Annotated in this window: 13 protein-coding genes; 7 read left to right on the plus strand and 6 right to left on the minus strand. The window is 60.0% G+C overall.

Features of this window, described 5'->3' with window-relative positions; all coding sequences use genetic code 11:
- The first annotated feature begins 12 nt into the window (after positions 1–12).
- From G505_RS0110210 to G505_RS21255, 3 genes are read left to right on the plus strand one after another with little or no spacing between them, the layout of a single operon-like run.
- A complete protein-coding gene (locus G505_RS0110210) occupies positions 13–1,236 on the plus strand; it encodes an efflux RND transporter periplasmic adaptor subunit (protein ID WP_035385299.1) in 1,224 nt (407 codons plus the stop codon).
- The gene (locus tag G505_RS21250) at positions 1,236–4,376 is read left to right on the plus strand and encodes an efflux RND transporter permease subunit (RefSeq protein WP_035385300.1); all 3,141 of its coding nucleotides are present in this window, start codon (positions 1,236–1,238) and stop codon (positions 4,374–4,376) included. The genes G505_RS0110210 and G505_RS21250 overlap by 1 nt, the downstream gene beginning before the upstream one ends.
- Positions 4,373–5,773, plus strand: a complete 1,401-nt coding sequence (locus G505_RS21255; protein WP_051216057.1) for an efflux transporter outer membrane subunit — start codon at positions 4,373–4,375, stop codon at positions 5,771–5,773. The genes G505_RS21250 and G505_RS21255 overlap by 4 nt, the downstream gene beginning before the upstream one ends.
- On the opposite strand, the gene G505_RS0110225 is transcribed toward G505_RS21255, so the two are convergent.
- The 4 genes from G505_RS0110225 to G505_RS0110240 form a co-directional block, all read right to left on the minus strand.
- Positions 5,761–6,972: an MFS transporter gene (locus G505_RS0110225; protein ID WP_028109468.1), complete on the minus strand. Its 1,212-nt coding sequence runs from the start codon at positions 6,970–6,972 to the stop codon at positions 5,761–5,763. The genes G505_RS21255 and G505_RS0110225 overlap by 13 nt on opposite strands.
- Positions 6,973–6,979: 7 nt before the next feature.
- Complete coding sequence (locus G505_RS0110230; protein WP_028109469.1) at positions 6,980–7,171, minus strand: hypothetical protein; 192 nt, start codon at positions 7,169–7,171, stop codon at positions 6,980–6,982.
- A gap of 200 nt (positions 7,172–7,371) precedes the next feature.
- Entirely contained in the window at positions 7,372–8,493 is a 1,122-nt protein-coding gene (locus tag G505_RS21260; protein ID WP_051216058.1) for an endonuclease/exonuclease/phosphatase family protein, read from the minus strand.
- 62 nt (positions 8,494–8,555) lie between these two features.
- On the minus strand, positions 8,556–9,344 hold the full coding sequence (locus G505_RS0110240; RefSeq protein WP_028109470.1) for a hypothetical protein: 789 nt from the start codon (positions 9,342–9,344) through the stop codon (positions 8,556–8,558).
- 223 nt (positions 9,345–9,567) lie between these two features.
- On the opposite strand from G505_RS0110240, the gene G505_RS0110245 reads away from it, so the two are divergent.
- Positions 9,568–11,163 (plus strand): ABC-F family ATPase, encoded by a 1,596-nt coding sequence (locus tag G505_RS0110245; protein WP_028109471.1) that lies wholly within the window; start codon positions 9,568–9,570, stop codon positions 11,161–11,163.
- Between the two features lie 54 nt (positions 11,164–11,217).
- Here G505_RS0110245 and G505_RS0110250 read toward each other — a convergent pair whose 3' ends face one another.
- Positions 11,218–12,108 (minus strand): LysR family transcriptional regulator, encoded by an 891-nt coding sequence (locus tag G505_RS0110250; RefSeq protein WP_028109472.1) that lies wholly within the window; start codon positions 12,106–12,108, stop codon positions 11,218–11,220.
- 84 nt (positions 12,109–12,192) lie between these two features.
- Between G505_RS0110250 and G505_RS0110255 the strand changes: the two genes are divergently transcribed.
- Both G505_RS0110255 and G505_RS22450 read left to right on the plus strand, forming a co-directional pair.
- Complete coding sequence (locus tag G505_RS0110255; RefSeq protein ID WP_028109473.1) at positions 12,193–12,636, plus strand: PACE efflux transporter; 444 nt, start codon at positions 12,193–12,195, stop codon at positions 12,634–12,636.
- Positions 12,637–13,120: 484 nt separating this feature from the next.
- Complete coding sequence (locus G505_RS22450; protein WP_028109474.1) at positions 13,121–13,732, plus strand: chromophore lyase CpcT/CpeT; 612 nt, start codon at positions 13,121–13,123, stop codon at positions 13,730–13,732.
- 45 nt (positions 13,733–13,777) lie between these two features.
- Here the strand turns inward: G505_RS22450 and G505_RS0110265 are convergent, their stop codons facing one another.
- Complete coding sequence (locus G505_RS0110265) at positions 13,778–14,395, minus strand: response regulator transcription factor (RefSeq protein ID WP_028109475.1); 618 nt, start codon at positions 14,393–14,395, stop codon at positions 13,778–13,780.
- 130 nt (positions 14,396–14,525) lie between these two features.
- Here G505_RS0110265 and G505_RS21270 point away from each other — a divergent pair, with 130 nt between their 5' ends.
- Complete coding sequence (locus tag G505_RS21270; RefSeq protein WP_051216059.1) at positions 14,526–16,331, plus strand: sensor histidine kinase; 1,806 nt, start codon at positions 14,526–14,528, stop codon at positions 16,329–16,331.
- Positions 16,332–16,377 lie beyond the last annotated feature (46 nt).

The following is a 16,377-nucleotide window of genomic DNA, read 5'->3' on the forward strand; positions in this document are numbered from 1 at the left end:
CAGGATGCACTGATGGCTATTCGCTCCCCCCGTTCGCTGACGCTGCTCACTCTCGCGGCTCTCGCCCTGTCTGCCTGCCAGAAACCCGAGGTCACCATCGAACCCAAGCTGGTGGTCGTGGAGGAGGTGCAGACTGCCACGGTGCCGCTGTACGGTAACTATGTGGGGGTAACCCGAGCCTCGCTGGACGTGGAGGTGCGGGCCCGGATCAATGGCTTCGTGGAGGAGCGCATCTTCGTAGAGGGCAGCGCCGTCAAGGCGGGGGATCCGCTCTACCAGATCGACGACAAACCCTACCTGGCGGTGGTCAACCGCCTCAAGGCCAAACTGGCGTCCCAGCGCAGCATTCTGGAAAAGGCCCAGCGTGACGCCGACCGCCTGCGTCCCCTCTATGAGCAGGATGCCGCCAGCCAGCTGGATTACGACAACGCCCTCTCCGCCCTCTCGCAGGCCAAATCCAACCTGGCCGCCTCCAAGGCAGAGCTGGAGGAGGCCGAACTGGAGCTGAGCTACACCAAGATCCAGGCCCCCATCGATGGCCTGGTAAGTCGCTCCGAGGTGGACATCGGCGCCCTGGTCGGCAGCCAGGGTCAGTCGCTGCTGACCCGGGTGCGCCAGGTGGACCCCATCTACGTCAACTTCAACATGTCGGCCCTGGATTATCTCAACGCCCGGCGCCGCATCGTCAGTGAGCGGGCCAAACGGGAGGCGGAGACTGAAGGGAAAACCGTCGAAGGCTTCGTGCGCATCACCCTGCCGGACAACAGCGAATACCGCTACTGGGGGGACGTCAGCTTTACCGATCCCTCGGTCAACCCGGACACCGGCACCTTCGAGGTTCGGGCGGTGCTGCCCAACCCGGACCGGGAACTGCTTCCCGGCCAGTACACCAACGCCCGCATAAAACTCTCCGAGCTGGAGAACGCCATCGTCATCCCTCAGAAGGCCACCCGGGTGGACCAGGGGGGGGTCTACGTGATGGTGGTGCTGCCGGACAACAAGGTGGAGCGTCGCTTCATCGTCATCAAGCACCAGGGTGAGGAGGGCGTGGTGGTCAAGAGCGGCCTGCGCGCCGGCGAGCTGGTGATCATCGAGGGGATGCACCGGGTGCAGCATGGCCAGTTGGCCGAGCCGCTGACCGCCGAAGAGTACCAGTCCAGGGAGGACACCAAGGAGAAAGCCCAGGCGCTGGAACAGCAGCAGATTGAGCAGCAACAGGCACAGGAGCAGGAGTGATGGCCCAGTTCTTCGTCAATCGGCCGGTATTTGCCAGCGTCATCTCCATCGTCATCGTCCTGCTCGGACTGGTGGCCATGTTCCAGTTGCCCATCGATCAGTACCCCTACATCACCCCACCCCAGGTGAAGATCTCCGCCTCCTACCCGGGCGCCACCTCGGTGACCGCCGCCGAGTCGGTGGCGACGCCGCTGGAGCAGGAGGTCAACGGGGTGCCCAACATGATCTACATGAGCTCAAAAAGCACCAACTCCGGCAGCACCAACGTCACCATCACCTTCGATGTGGGCACCAGCCCGGATCTGGCGGCGGTGGATGTGCAAAACGCCACCCAGCAGGCGTTCGGCAGCCTGCCCATCGACGTGCAGACCGAGGGCGTCTCGGTGTCCAAGGAAGCCTCGGTGGAGCTGCTGAAGCTGGCGCTGACCTCGGACGATGAGCGCTTCGATGAGATCTACCTGAGTAACTACGCCACCATCAACATCACCTCGGCGCTGAAACGGATCCCCGGGGTGGGCCGTACCCGCAACACAGGGGCGCGCAGCTATTCCATGCGCATCTGGCTCAAGCCGGACATGATGGCCGGCTACGGACTGACCACTTCGGATGTCATCGGGGCCATCAAGGCCCAGAACAAGGAGAGTCCGGCGGGCACCATAGGCACCCAGCCCAACAGCGATCAGCTGTCACTGACGCTGCCGATCACCGCCGCTGGCCGCCTCTCCAGCGTGCAACAATTCAACGAGATCATCGTCCGCGCCGACGCCGATGGCTCACTGATCCGACTGCGCGACATCGCCCGCGTCGAACTGGGCTCCTCCGCCTACACCCTGCAATCCCAGCTCAACGGCGCCAACGCCACCATCGTCCAGGTCTACCTGCTGCCCGGGGCCAACGCCCTGGAGGTGACCCGCAAGGTGAAGGAGACCATGGCAGAGCTGGCCACCAAGTTCCCTGCCGGGGTCCAGTGGCAGGTGTTCTATGACGCCTCGGAGTTTATCGAGGACTCCATCTCCGAAGTGGTCAAGACTTTGATAGAAGCCCTGATCCTGGTGGTGGCCGTGGTCTACCTGTTCCTGCAGAACTGGCGCGCCACCCTGATCCCCGCCATCGCCGTACCCGTCTCCCTGGTGGGCACTCTGGCGGCGATGCTGGCCTTTGGCTTTACCATCAACACCGTCAGCCTGCTGGCCCTGGTGCTGGCAATCGGTATCGTCGTGGACGACGCCATTGTGGTGGTGGAGAACGTCGAGCGGTTGATGAAAGAGAAGGGACTGAGCGCCGCGGCGGCCACCCGGGTCGCCATGAAGGAGCTCTCCGGTGCCCTGGTGGCCACCAGCCTGGTGCTGGCGGCGGTGTTTGTGCCTGTCTCCTTCCTGGCGGGGATCACCGGCATCATGTACCGGGAGTTCGCCGTAGCCATTACCGTTTCGGTGCTGATCTCCACCCTGGTGGCCCTGACCCTGAGTCCGGCCCTGTGCGCCATCCTGCTCACCCATGAGGAAAGCAAACCCAATGCCCTGTTCCGCTGGATCAATCGGGTACTGGACAGCGCCACCAACCGCTACGTCTCTCTGGTAGGGCTGACCCAGTCCCACGCCAAGCGCAGCTACCTGGCCTTCGCCATCATGGTGGGCGGGGTCTACCTAATCATGAATCAGCTGCCCGCCAGCTTTATGCCCGACGAAGACCAGGGGCGCTTCTTCATCGACATGACCCTGCCGGACGGCTCCACGGTCAACCGCACCCAGGAGGTGCTGAAAAAGGCGGAGCAGTATGTGATGGCCCACCCCGCGGTGGCCTACTCCTTTACCCTGGCGGGGGAGAACCGCCGCTCCGGCTCCAACCAGGCCAACGGCCAGTTTGAAGTGATCCTCACCCCCTGGGAGCAGCGCAAACCGGAGGGACATACGGTTAAGAAGGTGATGCATCAGCTGCAGAAAGATCTGCATCAGGTGCTGGAGGCGGAGTTCAGCCTCTACCTGCCGTCGGCGGTCCCGGGCCTCGGCAACGGCTCCGGGGTGGAGATGGAGCTGCAGGACACCTCCGGCACCAACTTCGAAGGGCTGATTGAGAACGCCAAGGAACTGGTGGAGCAGCTCAAGCGCCAGCCGGAAGTGTCCCGGGCCGGGCTCTCCCTGCAGTCGGCCATTCCTCAATTGAGACTGTCGGTGGATGAAGCCAAGGCGATGGCCATCGGCGTCACCGTGTCCGACATCTACAGCACCATTAAGACCTTCACCGACTCCTCCACGGTCAACGACTTCAACCTGTTTGGCCGGGTGTACCGGGTGAAGATCCAGGCGGAGCAGGAGTACCGCCAGTTCCCCGACCAGATCAAGGATTTCTATGTCCGCTCCAGCAGCGGTGCCATGGTACCCATCGGCGTGCTGGCCGAATACGGCTACAGTGTGGGGCCGGCGTCGGTCACCCACTACAACATGTTCTCCAGCGCCTCCATCAACGTCACCCCGGCGCCGGGTTACGCCACCGGCGATGTGATCAAGGCGATCGAGCGCGTGGCCACGCCACTGCTGCCCAACACCTTCCGCTACGAGTGGAGCGGCCTCACCTACCAGGAGGTGCAATCCGCCAACCAGACCGGCATCGCCGTTACCCTGGCGCTGGTGTTTGTGTTCCTGTTCCTGGCCGCCCTCTACGAGAGCTGGACCATTCCGGTGGCGGTGCTGCTGATCGCCCCGGTGGCCATGCTGGGCGCCGCGTCCGCAACCATGGTCAGCGGCATGGAGAGCAACCTGTTTTTCCAAATCGCCTTTATCGCCCTCATCGGCATGGCCGCCAAGAACTCCATTTTGATTGTCGAGTTTGCCAACCAGCTGCATCAGCAGGGACGCTCCCGGGTGGATGCCGCCCTGGAGGCGGCGGCACTGAGGTTCCGCCCCATCCTGATGACCTCCATGGCCTTCATCCTCGGGGTGCTGCCCCTGGTGCTGTCAACAGGCCCGGGCGCCGTCAGCCGTCAGTCCATCGCCATCCCCATTCTCGGCGGCATGATTCTGGCCACCAGCGTCGGCATCGTGCTGGTGCCCCTGTTCTTCATCACCTGCGCCGGATGGCTGAAATCCCGTAACAAGCCGCCACTGCCAGAGCAGACCCAAACCGAGGAGGCACGCCCATGAGACTGCTGCCCCTGACTCTGGCCCTGATCCTCACCGGTTGCGCCGTCGGTCCTGACTACCAACGACCAGAGCAATCCCTGCCGGAGCACTTTGATGCCACCCCGGGGGTCAGTGCTCACCTGGGCACCCTGCCCTGGCGCCGGTTCTTCCTCGACCCTCAACTGCAAGGGCTGATAGAGCAGGCACTGACGGACAACCTCAGCCTGGAGGTCACCCGCTCCAGGCTCCAGGCTGCCCGGGAACAAACCAGGGTCACCGACGCCGCCCTCTACCCCGAACTCAGCCTGGGCCTGTCCGCCGAGCGCGAGAGCGACAGTGGGCTGACCAACAGTGATCCGGAGATCGCCGACACCTTCAATCTGGATGGCATGGTCAGTTGGGAGGTGGATCTCTGGGGCGCGAACCGCCGGCGCAGCGAAGCCAGCTACGCCCAGTTGCTCAGCAGCAAACAGCAGCTGAACCTGGCCACCCTGAGCCTTATCAGCGACGTGGCCAGCCGCTACTACGAGTGGCTGGACATAGAGCAGCGCTACCGCATCTCCAAAGACACCGCCAGGGTAAGGCTGGAAGAGTTGAAACTGGCGCGGCTTCGCAAGGAAAACGGGGTGATCTCCGGACTGGAGGTGCGTCAGGCCGAGGTAGAGTATCAGTCCGCCCGCACCACCCTGCCCGCCCTGGACTTTGATCGCCATCAGAAGCAGAACCAGCTGAAACTGCTGCTGGGAAGCTACGATTTGAACGCCCAGTACCAGCTGCCACAGGGGCTCACCGCCCTGGGGATCACCGATGTGCTGGCCATCGGGGTGCCCTCAGACATGCTCAGCCAGCGACCCGATGTGGCGGTGGCCGAGCAGCAGCTTGTCGCCGCTAGCGCCTCCCTCGGCGTCGCCAAAGCAGCCCTGTTGCCCAGCTTTACTCTCAGCGGCAGTTACGGCATCGAAAGCGACAGACTGGGAGACATTCTCGACAGTGAAGGGGTGACCTGGAGCCTGCTCGGCGGCCTGACCCAGCCTTTGTTCAACTCGGGTAAGCTCAAAGCCCAGGAGCGGATCGCCGCCGAAGAACTGAAACAGGCTGAGCTGAGCTATCGGGAAGCGATACTGACCGCCTACACCGAGGTCAGTGACGCCCTGGCCAGGGTGCGCCGCGCCCAGAGTGCCATGGAAGCCCAGCAACAACTGGTCAGCGCCTCTCAGGAGTATGTGCGTCTGGCCAGGCTCCGATATCAAAATGGCGTCGCCACCTCTCTGGATCTGCTGGACGCCCAACGTCAGCTGTTCAGTGCTCAGCTGGCCCTGAGTCAGTTGCAAAGGGACCAGTTGCTGGCCCACATCAGCCTCTATCGCGCCCTGGGAGGCGGCCTGGCCGCCGACCCGGAGCCCGCTCAGGCTGGCTGAGGCTGCAACCTGGCCAGAGGGCGGGCGTCGATGGGCAGGTGCAACACAGCGGCCGCAAAGGCCAGCACCACGGTGCTCCACCAGATCGGCTCATAGGTGCCGTAGTGGTCGTAGATGCGGCCACCGGCCCAGGCCCCCAGGAAGCTGCCCACCTGATGGGTAAAGAACACCAGCCCATAGAGGGTGGAGAGGTAGCGGGCACCAAAGATCTGTCTGACCAGACCTGAGGTCAGTGGCACTGTGCCCAGCCAACAGAAGCCGATGGCGGCACCGAACAGCGAGGCGCTGGCGTCGGTGACCGGCAGGGTCACGAAGCCGGTAATCACCGCGGTGCGCGTCAGATACAGCGTCGTCATCACGTAGCGCTTATCGAAGTGATCCCCCATCAGGCCCCAGAAATAGGAGCCGAAGATATTGAAGATCCCCACATAGGCCAGGGCCAGCGCCGCCACCTGGGCCGACAGTCCCTTGTCCGCCAGGTAGCTGGGCAGGTGGGTGGCAATGAACATCACATGAAAGCCGCAAACGAAAAAACCCGCATGGATAAACCAGTAGCCGCGATGACGACACGCTTCTCCCAGGGCCTGCTTCAGGGTCTGGCTGTCCTCCCCTTGCGCCGCAGCGGAGTGCTCCTCTGAGGCTGGCTTAATGAAGGAGGCAAAGGCCACCATCAGGGTGCAGGCCACGGCGAACAGCTCCATGGTGACCCGCCAGTCGAAATGGGTCAGCATCGCCTGGGCACCAGGGATCACCGCAAACATGCCGAAGGAGCCCGCCGCCGTGGTCAGGCCGAAGGCCTTGGCCGCGTGCTCCGCAGGCACCGCCCGGGCCACCGCCCCGAGGATGATCACATAGCTGGTGGCACTGAGTCCCAGCCCCACCAGACCACCCAGGGAGAGATAGAGCCAGTCCGGCTGGGTGGTCAGAGCGGTCAGCAACAGGCCTGAGCCATAGGCGATAGAGCCCGCCACAATGATGCGACCCGGGCCGAAGCGGTCGGCCGCCATCCCCACAAAGGGCTGGAAAGCGCCAAACAGCAGATTCTGCAGGGCAATGGCGAAGGAGAAAAACTCCCGACCGGTACCAAAATCCATCACCATGGGGGAGAGGAAGATGCCAAACGACTGACGAATGCCCAGGCTGATGACCAGCACACCGATGCCCATCCACACCAACAGGGGGAAGCGGAAAATACTCATGGTGACTCTACTCCGGGAATTCTCGGTGGTGATGGTGCTTGGCATGATGACCGCTGCCACCGGTAGAGTGGCAACCAGAGCCCATCGCCTGACTGGCAAAGGCATCTAGCAGGGGATCGCACCGGTTAACCGCGATCAGCACAATGGCCAGTACCAGCCCGGTTCTCACAAGCTGCATCAGCAGTGACTGGGAGCCCATACCCCACCTCGACCTAAAAAAGTGGACAAAGTCTACGCTTCATATTTGGAGGGAACCATAGGGGTAAGGGGTGAAGATTATGCAACTTCACTATGCGCCGCGCGCATGGTTGCCAAGGTGTTAATGCGCAGGTAGCAACATGGTTACCTAACTAACTGACTTTGTTAAACAAAAAGCTGAAAGCAACGACTGAAATCACCTCAGTCCAGGCGCAGATCCAGCCACACCAGACGATGGTCTGAAGAGGCCCCCCGGCCACTGACCAGATACGCCTGATCACTGCTGGGCTCGGGCCAGAACACCCCGCCCTGTTCCACCTCAATGCCCGACCTGGACGGCAACACATAATCTACTCTGGCACGCCAGTCTGCAGTATGACTCTGTCCGTGAGGGTTCGCCTGTGAGTGCTGCGCGCCTCCCTGGCTGTTAGGCTCCAGCTCACTGTTCACCAGAGGGTGGCCCAGCAGCTGCTCGATGGCCCCGGGCAAGGATCGGCCCTCAACCGGTGAGGCATTGTAGTCACCGACGATGACAAAGGCCGCCTCCGGCGCCAATCCTCCGGCAACCCCCAGATCGTCCATCAGATAACCGCTTCGGCTGGGATCCACATAATCGGCCCACAGCCGAATTTCATCGAAGTTACGGGCGGCATTGCGCCGCTCCGGCCCGTCAAACACCGGTGGCGTCGGGTGAGCCGCCAACAGATGCAGAGTCTGGCCCCGGATCTGAATGGGCAGATCCCAATGGCTCTTGGAAGAGAGCCTGAGCTGGCGCCAGGTCAGCTCGTCATAGAACGGGGAACCATCCGGGTGCATCGGCTCCCGGGCGCCGGGCATCTTGTGCCAGGGAAACAGCCGAAAGCTGCGCACCCGACTGCGCTCGATGGGAAAACGGGACAGCACCAGCATGCCGTACTGGCCAGGATAGTGGCCAAAACCCCAGGCGTCGCCGCCGCTGCCGGATGCCAGGCCATCACCGTCGATGTCCAGGGGACTGGGCTCTCCGCTGTTCACCGGAGCGGTATAGACGTGGCGATAGTGGATGGGACGCTGACCGTTCTGGGATACGGCCAGGTAACGACGCTGAAACGCCAATGCCCCTCGGCGGGGATCCTTGATGTAATCAAACTCGTTGAGCAACAGAATATCGGGTCGCACCCGCTGAATGATCTCGGCGATATTGCAAATCTGGCGGTTACGACCACTGCGCAACCGTCTCTCAAGGGCGCGGGGATCGCGCGCCTCGGCGCCGCGGCAGTAGTTGTCCGCCTCCATGCTGGCATTGAAAGTGGCCACCCTCAGGGTGGCCGGGTAAGACTTCATACTCTGACTTCATAGGACAAGACTGCCGCCACTATATCAGATAGCCAATGCAGGGCCGCCGGTTACTCCTCTTCAGAACATTGATGCTGATTTCTCAGGTTGCAGAAGCCATCCTCTTCGGTAAATGTCTGATTGCCGAAAGAGCCATCCGGCCGCCCTTCAATGGCACCCACCTCCACCTTGAGAGGGGTTCCTGGCGGCAATGATCGCAAGTAGGCTCGCGGCACCCGGACCTGATTAACCTCGGCAGGCACCCTGAGAGTGACAGCAAATTGCGACAGCTCATCGTCGTCGGGCTCCACCACCACCTCATAAGCGATGATGGAACTCTCGGGTGCCACCCCAAATCCATCGGGCCAGGTGGTGCACTCTCCGAGGTCCTCGCCGTACTGCCAAGAGATCCACTTGCCGTCAAACTCGACCTCAGCCGGCGCTGCGGGAATCATATGGGTCAACATGGTACTGCCAGTCTGGTCGCCGCTGTCCAAGCTAAAACCGTAACTGCCGGCGGGAAATCGACTCAGAAACTCCGGCAGGGTCACGACCTCCTCATCAGGCTCCTCCGCCAACCCGGGTTCACACACGGGCTCGGCGCTCTCGAAGAAATTCTCGGTCAGGGTCTGATCCGACAAAGCGCCGGACAACTCGGTGTCCAGCAGCGGCGTGCCGTCCGGCCCGGTCATCTGAGCCGTCTCCCAGCCGTCACCATCGAACAGAGTATGGAAGCCGATGTCCCCGTCAATGGCATTGATCTCGATGTAGACCCGGCACTCCCCCAGATCCCCGCAGGGGGCATCCGCCCACGCAGGGGCGGCCAACAACAGAGCCATGGCGCTCAGTGCGTACCTCATACCCACCTCCCTTCAGCACAGTCTTCGGTTCCAATCCCGCGCCTGCGGCAAGAAACCATGGATTCGAGCCCAATAAGGATAGCAGCATAGACACATAAAAATTGTGGATACTGCCGCCCTCGGTCCTCGGCTGAACAGGACAGGATCGAACAACACTTGCACAGTGACGCTCTGACAGGTACCCTGCGGCGTTTTTTTAATTTCATACTGGGAATGCAGCACCTTGATCATCGCCTCCAACATCACCATGCAGTTCGGGGATAAGCCCCTTTTCGAAGACATCAGCGCCAAGTTTGGCGGCGGCAATCGCTTTGGCCTGATCGGCGCCAATGGTGCCGGTAAGTCCACCTTTATGAAGATCCTCTCCGGTGAGCTGGAGCCCTCCGCCGGCAACGTCAGCCTGGAAGCCAACACCCGCATGGCCAAGCTGGGGCAGGATCAGTGGGCCTTCGAAGAGTACACGGTGATCGACACGGTGATCATGGGTCACCAGGAGATGTGGAAGGTCAAGGCCGAACGTGATCGCATTTACAGCCTGCCGGAGATGAGTGAAGAGGAGGGGATGCTGGTTGCCGATCTGGAGGTGCAGTTTGCCGAAATGGATGGCTACAGCGCCGAAGCCCGTGCCGGAGAGCTGCTGCTGGGCCTGGGCATTCCTGAGGATCAACACTTTGGCCTGATGAGCGCCGTCGCCCCCGGCCTCAAGGTACGGGTTCTGCTGGCCCAGGTGCTGTTTGCCGACCCGGACATCATGCTGCTGGACGAGCCCACCAACAACTTGGATATCCACACCATCCACTGGCTGGAAGAGGTGCTCAACGGGCGCAACTGCACCATGATCATCATCTCCCACGACCGCCACTTCCTGAACTCGGTGTGCACCCACATGGCGGACATCGACTATGGCGAGCTGCGGATGTACCACGGCAACTACGACGAGTACATGACCGCTGCCGAACAGGCTCGTGAGCGGATGTTGGCGGACAACGCCAAGAAGAAGGCGCAGATCGCCGAGCTGCAGAACTTCGTCAGCCGCTTCTCCGCCAACGCCTCCAAGGCGCGCCAGGCCACCTCTCGTGCCAAGCAGATCGACAAGATCCAGCTGCAGGAGGTCAAAGCCTCCAGCCGCCAGTCTCCCTTCATCCGTTTCGAACAGGAGAAGAAACTGTTCCGAAACGCCCTGGAGGTGGAGAAGCTGTCCCAGGGCTTTGATGACGGCCTGCTGTTTAACAACCTGGAGCTGCGGGTGGAAGTGGGTGAGCGCATCGCCATCATCGGTGAAAACGGCATCGGCAAATCCACCCTGCTCAACACCCTGGTGGGCCGCATGGCGCCCAAATCCGGCACCGTGAAGTGGTCTGAAAACCACAACATCGGCTACTACGCCCAGGAGCATGCCGCCGACTTCGATACCGATCTGAACCTGTTCGACTGGATGGGACAATGGGCCACCGAAGGCGCCGACGAGCAGACCATCCGCTCCTTCCTGGGAAGAATGCTGTTCTCTCAGAATGAGATCAAAAAATCCACCCGGGTGATCTCCGGTGGTGAACAGGGACGGATGCTGTTCGGTAAGCTGATGATGCAAAAGCCCAACATTCTGGTGATGGATGAGCCGACCAACCACATGGACATGGAATCCATCGAGGCGCTCAACCTGGCCCTTGAGAACTACGCAGGCACCCTGCTGTTCGTCTCCCACGACCGTCAGTTTGTCTCCTCCGTGGCCACCCGCATCATCGAGCTGAAGGCGGACGGCATCACCGACTTCCACGGCACCTACGACGAGTACCTGCGCAGCCAGGGCGTCGAAGGCTGATCATCGCGGCCCGGGACTGCGTGTCCCGGGCTGGCCCTGCCAGCTAGGCGACTGTTACTCCAGCCCATCTCTAAGTAATCCCTTCAGTGCGTGCTTCAGCCAGTTCAGGGCTGGGCCGCTCTCCGCTCCCGGGCGAGTGACCAGGTCCACCGGCACCTGCCAAGCCTGGCTATCAAACTCTGGTTCCAGCGGCAAAAGCCGGGGGCCAAATACCGGGTCTTGGGTCAGGTGCTGCGGAATGTAACCCCAACCAAAACCTCGGCTGGCCAGCTCCGCCACCATGTAGAAGTTGTTTGTGCCCCAGCAGTTTGGACTGACCGCAGGGAAATCTCCCATCAGAGTTCCCGCCGTCCCCCTCACCAGAAGCTGCCGATGCAAACTCAACTGATCCAGGGTCAGGTTCTGCTCCTTCGCCAAGGGGTGCTTTGGAGACACCACCGCCACAAAGGGCAGACTGCCTATATAGCTAGTATCCAGTTCAGTTGGGTAGGGGATTTGAGAAAACATCAGCCCCAAATGTACGCGGCCGCTATCAACCAGTTCCACCACATCCGGGCTGACCACGGTCAAAAACTCTAACGCGGTAGCAGGAAAGCGTTCGGCAAACTGAGTCAGGACCGCTTCCAGCCCCGGCATCATCAGGGCCTCATCCAGGGCAAACACCAACTGGCTCTCCTCTCCCAAACTCAAGCTTTGCGCACTGCTTTGCAGCCGCTGATGATGCAACATCAGCATCTGTGCCTGCTCGAACAGGGTCCGGCCGTGGGGAGTCAGCACAGGCGAACGACCGCTGCGGTCGAACAGGACAAGGTTCAGATCGATCTCCAGGTTGGCAATTCCCTGACTGACCACAGACTGCGCCTTGCCCAATCGCCGGGCGGCGGCTGAGAAGGAGCCTTGCTCCACCGCGGTGACAAACATGCGTAACTGTTCCAGGGTATACATATCTACAAAACCGATAGCTACTAACTTTCACCTATCATAATAAAAAATAGAATGGGCGCCATAAGCCAATTTAAGGAGCCCAACATGTCCACCAAAGAACGCATCCTCCATACCCTGCTGTTCGAGGCCTTCGCACTGATCATCATCGTCGGCATAGTGCCGCTGTTTTTGCAGGTGGCCACCCACACCATCGCTGGCATCTCCATCGCACTGTCGCTGATCGCCATGGGGTGGAACTACGCCTACAACCTGATGTTCGACAAGATGTTCGGCGAGGATCGCACCAGCCGCTCCCCTCTGATTCGTCTGGGTCATGGCCTGGGTTTTGAATTGGGACTGCTGCCTCTGACTCTGCCGGTACTGATGTGGGCGCTCAACAAGAGCCTGTGGCAAGTACTGCTGCTGGATATCGGCTTTATCCTGTTCTTCCTGGTCTACGCCATCATCTTTAATTGGGGATACGACAAGGCACGCGCATCCCTGATGACCAGAAGCATCAACTGCGAAGCCGCTAAAGAGGTAAGTTAAGCGAAAGCGACCCGACCAGGTTCCCAACTTTGCCGCTCGACGTGAGCGGCATCACCCCACCTTCACAGATGTCAGAATGCGCCTCACAAGAACAGAAACTGACCAATTTTGGCCATTTTCTTTTGTTACTATCCCGTTGTCGTTGTCTGTTTCCAACGATTATGGGTGTCTGTAATGGATCAGGAATTCTAGGCCTGAGCCCATCGAATGACTCTCCCAGGGGCAAATGGAAGTCAGTGAGCCTGATGCCCCGGCACTTTGCCGACCACCATCCTATGTCGTAGGCCAACTTATCATCCACAGGCCGACTGCATACACCGGCAATCCCTTGTTGCTTAACGGCACAGGGGATTTTCTTTTTCTGGTTGCCACGTATCTGTGCACCGAAACTCAAAATTTCATCCGCGGCACCTCAGCCTCTCTTATTATTGTCGCATTTATGCAACAATCCTCTTTCACTCCGAAGCGACTCTGTTGGATGGCTATGAGGCTACTGACTTCTCTGTTTCTGCTGACTTATCTGATTCAACCGGCCCAAGCCATTGAAGCCAAAGAGCAATTGGCACAGTGGATGAACGGCAATTACTCCAGCAAAACCCAGTCGAAAGAGCTTCTCAATTACTTTGACCTCAATCTGCACATTGTCCCGATCTGGACAGAGCGCAGTGATGGCCCCTGGCTCTACTCGGAGCATGCCTCTTCAAAAAGACCCGAGCGCCCATTTCGTCAGCGGGTACTGCGCCTGGAGACCACCCCATCTGGGGTTCTGATCCACCTGTTTGAACTGCCCACACCCAGACACTTTGCCGGCGCCTGGCACTCCCAAACGCCGCTGGAGTCGCTATCCCCAGAGCAACTGCTCCCCAAACCCGGCTGCAACGTCGAGCTGGTCTATGACCCCAATACTCAGGGGTATAAGGGACGAACCGGCGCAGACAGCTGCACCAACCGCATGTATGGTGCCAGCTATTCGCAAACCGATCTGGAGATCTACCCTGACCGCATCATTCGCTGGACCAAAGGGTACGACGACAATGGGCAGCAGCTATGGGGTGCCGCCCAGGGTGGCTATAGATTCGAAAAGAAAACCCATTGAATGACAGCACCACCCAGAAGCGGTGTTGTTACGACACTTAAGCGATCACGTTTTCTGATCGATAGAGTCAAGCAGCGAGGAGTACTTCAGCAGACCGGCCATGTTGCTGGCGTGCAGTTTCTTCATCACGTTGGAACGATGCACTTCGATGGTGCGCACCGACACAAACAGAGTGTCTGCCATCTGCTTGTTGGTGTAACCGTTGATCACCAGGCGAAACACCTGCTGCTCACGTTCGGTGAGGTCCTGGAGCAGGGCCAGTTGATTCAGGTCGTGGTGGAGTTTGTCGCTGTGGGCCAGCCCGCGCTGCACCGCTTCGAACAGCTCCTTGCCCTGGACCGGCTTCTGAAAGAAATCGAACGCCCCGTTTTTCAGCGCTTCCACCGCCATCGGCACATCTCCATGGCCGGTGAGGAAGATCACCGCCAGTGGGCTGTTGGCCTCATTCAGCTTTTGGTGCAGCTCCTGGCCGGTCAGCTCGGGCATGCGGCTGTCGAGGATGACACAACCGGGTTGACCAAGATCCACCGTCTCCAGGAAGGCCGCACCACCGCTGAAGGCATTGACCTTCAGGCCATACCCCTCCATCAGGAAGCTCAACGAGTCGAGAATCGCCTCATCATCGTCCACCAGATAGACCATCTCTCCCTGGTTCTGGGTCATACTCTCTCCTCGAATTAGTCTTTTCTCATAGAGTGATATCTCAGATCCGACCAATAAGCGATAGCAAAGTCCCTAACTTTGAGTCGCTTCACATTGAATCCGGCGCCGACTGGCTTATGTTAAAACCATCATGAAATTGATTCTGGATCAAGCCGTGCGCATTGCCCCCCTGTGGATTGGACTACTGAGCCTGTTACTGCTGTTTTCCGGAGCACTGCGGGCGGCCGACAAGACTGAGCAGCACCTTAAGGTGGGAGTCCTGGCCAATTGGGGCTACCTGCAGGCAGAAAAGCGCTGGCAGCCGATGATGGACTACCTCACCGAGAAGGTGGACGGAGCCCGCTTCAGCGTACGCCCCGGCTCCTTCGAGGAGCTCAACGCCGCCCTGGAGGCTGGTGAGATTGAGTTTATCGTCACCAACCCGGGTCAATACCTCTACCTTTCCAATCAGTTTCCACTCTCCTGGCTGGCCACCATGCGCTCAGCCAAACACAATGGCGCAACCTACGCCATCGGCTCCACCATCATCGTCCGCGCCGACAGCGACTATCGCACCCTGTACGACCTCAAGGACAAAGTGGTCGCCGCCAGTGGTCGTCACGCCCTCGGCGGTTACCAGGCCACCGTAGGGCTGATGCATAAGCTGGGCATGACTCCCGAAGATTTCTTCAAGGAGGTGAAGTTTTTAGGCTTCCCCCTGGGGCCGCTGATCTTCCAGGTGCGAGACCGCAACATCGATGCCGCCATCACCCCCTTCTGTACTATGGAAGAGATGGTCGAAAAAGGAGTAATCCGCACCGAAGACTTTCGGGTGATCAACCCGAGTCGTCCTCCCGGCTACGACTGTCAGGTCAGCACCCAGCTCTACCCCAACTGGTCTTTCGCCGCCAGCGAAGAGGTCAGCTACAACCTGACCAAACAGATCACCCGAGCCCTGTTTGAGCTCACCCCGGATCACCCCGCCGCCATCGAAGCTGGCACCCTAGGCTGGACCGCCCCCATCAGTCAGCTCAAGGTGATTCAACTGTTCTCCAACCTCCACTACCAGAAGCAGGAGGTCAGCAAATGGGACCTGCTGCTGGAGTGGATGGAGGCCAACCGCAAGTGGGGCGTGGCCATCGCAATGCTGTTCGTCATCGCCACCCTCTACCACTTCTGGATCGAGTTCAAGTTTCGTCAGAAAAGCGACACCCTGGTGGAGACCGAGCGGGAACTCAAGCGCAAAGCGGTTCAGTTGGAGCGACTCCACAGCGCCGCAGTGATAGGAGAGATCGGTGCCGGCCTGGCCCATGAAATCAACCAGCCCATCGCCGCCATCAACAACTACAGCGAAGGCGGCCTGGTTCGATTACGCAGTCAGACCCAGCCCGATACGGAGATGCTGGCCCTGCTGGATAAGATCAATCAGCAATCCCAGCGAGCCGCGTCTGTCGTTCAGCGTATTCGTGGCCTGCTGAAGCGCCGGGATACGGTGCTCGAGCGGGTCAACCTCCTGAGCCTGGTGGATGAAGGGATCTCCTTGATGAAGCTGGAGCTGGAGCGCCACAGAGTACAAGTTCGTACCCTGGTCAAAGGTGAACCCTATTTCGCCCGAGCAGACAGGGTGGGAATGCAGCAGGTACTGATCAACTTGCTGAAAAACAGTGTAGATGCCCTATCAGAACTCTCAGGCAATCAGGGCGAAATCCTTATTGAACTGCGATTCGATGAACAACGGGTGCGATTGAGGGTCATAGATAACGGTCCCGGCTTCGCCGAAGACCCGCAAACCATGATGGCCACCTTCACCACCACCAAGAGTGACGGTCTTGGGCTGGGGCTGGCCATCTGTAGCGACCTGGTCAAAGCCCAGGAGGGGGAGTTCTCCATCCGTAACAACGATGAAGGAGCAGGCTGCATTGCCGAAATCACTCTGACCAGAGCCAACGAAGCCTGATCACAACTTTAATCCAGTCCCCGGCACATCGGGGACAAAGCTGCTA

The organism is Ferrimonas futtsuensis DSM 18154, assembly GCF_000422645.1.
GTDB classification, from domain to species: Bacteria; Pseudomonadota; Gammaproteobacteria; order Enterobacterales; family Shewanellaceae; genus Ferrimonas; species Ferrimonas futtsuensis.

Coding starts and splice junctions, on each gene's coding strand:
- G505_RS0110210 (WP_035385299.1), top strand. CDS start 13: ATGGCTATTCGCTCCCCCCGTTCGCTGACGCTGCTCACTCTCGCGGCT.
- G505_RS21250 (WP_035385300.1), top strand. CDS start 1,236: ATGGCCCAGTTCTTCGTCAATCGGCCGGTATTTGCCAGCGTCATCTCC.
- G505_RS21255 (WP_051216057.1), top strand. CDS start 4,373: ATGAGACTGCTGCCCCTGACTCTGGCCCTGATCCTCACCGGTTGCGCC.
- G505_RS0110225 (WP_028109468.1), bottom strand. CDS start 6,972: ATGAGTATTTTCCGCTTCCCCCTGTTGGTGTGGATGGGCATCGGTGTG.
- G505_RS0110230 (WP_028109469.1), bottom strand. CDS start 7,171: ATGGGCTCCCAGTCACTGCTGATGCAGCTTGTGAGAACCGGGCTGGTA.
- G505_RS21260 (WP_051216058.1), bottom strand. CDS start 8,493: ATGAAGTCTTACCCGGCCACCCTGAGGGTGGCCACTTTCAATGCCAGC.
- G505_RS0110240 (WP_028109470.1), bottom strand. CDS start 9,344: ATGAGGTACGCACTGAGCGCCATGGCTCTGTTGTTGGCCGCCCCTGCG.
- G505_RS0110250 (WP_028109472.1), bottom strand. CDS start 12,108: ATGTATACCCTGGAACAGTTACGCATGTTTGTCACCGCGGTGGAGCAA.
- G505_RS0110255 (WP_028109473.1), top strand. CDS start 12,193: ATGTCCACCAAAGAACGCATCCTCCATACCCTGCTGTTCGAGGCCTTC.
- G505_RS22450 (WP_028109474.1), top strand. CDS start 13,121: ATGAGGCTACTGACTTCTCTGTTTCTGCTGACTTATCTGATTCAACCG.
- G505_RS0110265 (WP_028109475.1), bottom strand. CDS start 14,395: ATGACCCAGAACCAGGGAGAGATGGTCTATCTGGTGGACGATGATGAG.
- G505_RS21270 (WP_051216059.1), top strand. CDS start 14,526: ATGAAATTGATTCTGGATCAAGCCGTGCGCATTGCCCCCCTGTGGATT.